1 protein-coding gene is annotated in these 3,930 nt (G+C 34.8%); it reads left to right on the top strand.

The window, feature by feature from the left end:
- Nucleotides 1–46 precede the first annotated feature (46 nt).
- Nucleotides 47–3,745 (top strand): DNA-directed RNA polymerase subunit beta, encoded by a 3,699-nt coding sequence (gene rpoB / locus Q1K13_RS01185; RefSeq protein WP_300346976.1) that lies wholly within the window; start codon nucleotides 47–49, stop codon nucleotides 3,743–3,745.
- Nucleotides 3,746–3,930 lie beyond the last annotated feature (185 nt).

Here is a 3,930-nt window from a genome sequence, read left to right as displayed (position 1 = left end):
AAAGTATGCTTTTGGCTATTTTAGTTTATACAAGGGGTGAAAGTTGATGGTACATCCTGTCCAAGTTGGAAAAAGAACGAGAATGAGCTTTGCAAAAGTCAAAGACGTGGCTGAAATGCCAAACCTGATTGAAATTCAATTAGATTCTTACAAATGGTTTTTAGATGCAGGACTTTATGAAGTTTTTGATGATATTAATCCTATCTCAAACTTCACTGGAAATCTTGTGCTTGAGTTTGTAGGTTATACTCTTGACATGGATAACATAAAGTATTCAGTTGAAGAGTGTAAAGAAAGAGACACTACTTATGCTGCACCACTAAAAGTAGCTGTTAGACTTCAAAATAAAGAAACTGGAGAAATAAAAGAGCAAGAGGTATTCATGGGAGATTTCCCATTAATGACTGAACAAGGAACTTTTATAATTAATGGTGCTGAGAGAGTTATTGTTTCTCAGTTAGTCAGATCACCAGGTGTTTACTACAATTACAATGTAGATAAAACTGGTAAAAAACTATTTTCAGCAACTGTTATACCTAACAGAGGTGCATGGTTAGAGTATGAAACAGATTCGAATGATGTTATCTATGTGAGAATAGATAAAACGAGAAAACTTCCTATAAGTATATTAGGAAGAGCTATGGGCTTTGGAAGCGACCAAGAACTTTTAGAGTACTTTGGTGAAGAAGAAAGATTCAAAGCTACTATAGAAAAAGATAATACTAAGACTAAAGAAGAAGCTTTATTAGAAATTTATAAAAGATTAAGACCAGGTGAACCACCTACAGTTGATAGTGCTGTTAGCTTAATAGACTCTCTATTCTTTGACGCTAAGAGATATGATTTATCAAGAGTTGGTAGATACAAGTTCAATAAAAAACTTGCAATTAGCTTAAGAATAGCTAACCAAATATCAGCAGAAGACATAGTTGATGAGTTAACTGGCGAGGTTTTAGTAGCAAAAGGAGAAAAAATCTCAAGAACTATGGCTGAAGAAATCCAAAATCGAGGAATAAATTCAGTTGATGTTTTAATAGAAGACAGAGTAATTAGAGTTATAGGTAATCACTTTGTAGATATACATAAGTGTGTGGACTTTGATTTATCAGATTTAAATATCAGAGAATTAGTTCACTACCCAACATTAAGAGAAATCTTAGACAACTATTCTGATGAAGAAGCTATAAAAGAAGAAATAAAAAAGAATGTAACAAGACTTATTCCTAAGCATATAATTAAAGATGATATATTTGCTACAATAAGTTATCAAATTGGTTTAGCTTATAATATAGGATACATTGATGATATAGACCACTTAGGAAATAGAAGATTAAGAAGTGTTGGTGAGCTTTTACAAAACCAATTTAGAATTGGTTTATCAAGAATGGAAAGAGTAGTTAAAGAGAGAATGACTATTCAAGACCAAGAAGCTATTACACCACAACAATTAATCAATATAAGACCTGTAGCAGCAGCTATAAAAGAGTTTTTTGGTAGCTCACAGTTATCACAGTTCATGGATCAAACAAATCCATTATCTGAGTTAACTCATAAAAGAAGATTATCTGCCCTTGGTCCAGGAGGTCTTTCAAGAGAAAGAGCTGGTTTTGAGGTTAGAGACGTTCACCACTCTCATTACGGTAGAATGTGTCCTATCGAGACTCCAGAGGGACCAAACATAGGTCTTATCAACTCATTAGCTACTTATGCTAAGGTTAATGAATATGGGTTTATTGAAACTCCTTATAATGTTGTAGATAAAGAAACTGGTAGGGTTACTGGCGAAATAAGATATTTTACAGCAGATGAGGAAGACCAATATCTAGTAGCTCAGGCTAATGAACCTTTAGATGAAAATGGATACTTTATAGATAAGAAGGTAACTGTTAGAGCTAAAGGTGATGTATTAGTTGTTCCAAGTAAAGATGTCGATTTAATGGACGTTTCTCCAAGACAATTAGTATCTGTTGCAACTGCAATGATACCATTCTTAGAGAATGATGACGCATCAAGAGCTTTAATGGGGTCAAACATGCAACGTCAAGCAGTTCCATTATTAAAACCATATGCTCCAATAGTTGGTACTGGAATAGAATATAAAGCAGCAGTAGATTCAGGGGTTCTTCCTAAAGCTAAAAATGCTGGTGAAGTAGTTTATGTAAGTGCTAATGAAGTTAGAGTTAAAAGAGAATTAGATGGTGGTGTTGATACTTACAGACTTCTTAAATTTAAGAGAAGCAACCAAGGTACTTGTATAAACCAAAGACCTATAGTAGCTAAAGGTGATTGGGTACTTAAAGGTGAAGTATTAGCAGACGGACCTTCAACTGATTTAGGAGAAATAGCTTTAGGTAAGAATATTAGAATGGGATTCATTACTTGGGAAGGATATAACTATGAGGATGCTATGCTTATCTCAGAAGAGTTAGTTAGAGAAGATGTGTTTACATCAATTCACATAGAAGAGTATGAATGTGAAGCTAGAGATACTAAATTAGGACCAGAAGAAATAACTAGAGATATTCCAAACGTAAGTGAGGATGCCTTAAAAGATATAGATGAAAGAGGTATAATAAGAATCGGTGCTGAAGTAAGATCAGGAGATATATTAGTTGGTAAAGTAACACCTAAGGGAGAAACCGAACTTACAGCCGAGGAAAGATTATTAAGAGCTATATTCGGTGAGAAAGCTAGGGAGGTAAGAGATACTTCATTAAGAGTTCCACATGGAGAAGCTGGTATAATAGTTGATGTCAAAGTATTTACAAGAGAAAATGGAGATGATTTATCACCAGGAGTTAATGAACTTGTAAGATGCTACATCGCTCAAAAGAGAAAAATATCTGTTGGGGATAAGATGGCTGGTCGTCATGGTAATAAAGGGGTTATCTCAAGAGTATTACCAGAAGAAGATATGCCATTCTTACCAGATGGTAGACCACTTCAGATCTGCTTAAACCCACTAGGGGTTCCATCTCGTATGAACATAGGTCAGGTACTTGAGGTTCATTTAGGATGGGCAGCTAGCGCATTAGGATGGCATATTGCTACTCCTGTATTCGACGGTGCAACAGAAACTGATATAGAGGATTGCTTAGAAAAAGCTGGATACAACAGAAATGGAAAAACTGTTTTAAGAGATGGTAGAACTGGTGAAGAGTTTGATAACGAAGTAACAGTTGGTATCATGTATATCTTAAAACTTGCTCACTTAGTTGATGATAAGATTCATGCAAGATCAACAGGACCTTACTCACTAGTAACTCAACAGCCACTTGGTGGTAAGGCACAATTCGGAGGACAAAGATTCGGAGAAATGGAGGTTTGGGCTTTAGAAGCATATGGTGCTGCTCATACTCTTCAAGAAATACTTACTGTTAAGTCAGATGACGTTGTAGGTAGAGTTAAAACTTACGAAGCTATTGTTAAGGGAGAAAATATTCCTGAGCCAGGAGTGCCAGAATCATTTAAGGTTCTTATAAAAGAACTTCAAGCTTTATGCTTAGATGTCAAAGTTCTAAATGATAATAATCAAGAGGTTAAATTTAAAGAATTAGCTGAAGAAGATGATGCTGAAGCATTAGAAGTAAATATTGAAGGTACTGAGGATTCAACTCATGAAGTTAAGGAAGAAAAAGGGGAAGCATACATCCCAGCAGAAGAGATTGAAGAAGAAATAGACTATGAAAATATAGATTTATTAGACTTCACTAGTGATTTAGACATAGAAGATGATTTTAACTAGGATATAAAGTGTTCCCTTGCTTGATTGAGCAAGGGGATATTTAAAAATTCACATTAAATTATGAAGGGAGGACACACCCTTGTTCGAATTAAATAATTTTGATGCTTTACAAATCGGGTTAGCATCTCCAGAACAAATTAGAGAGTGGTCTAGAGGAGAAGTAAAGAAACCTGAAACTATTAACT

The sequence above is a fragment of the Clostridium sp. genome, from assembly GCF_029267215.1.
Lineage (GTDB): Bacteria > Bacillota > Clostridia > Clostridiales > Clostridiaceae > Sarcina.
Note: the sequence above shows the minus strand (reverse complement) of the source record. Positions and strands in the feature narration are given on the sequence as shown.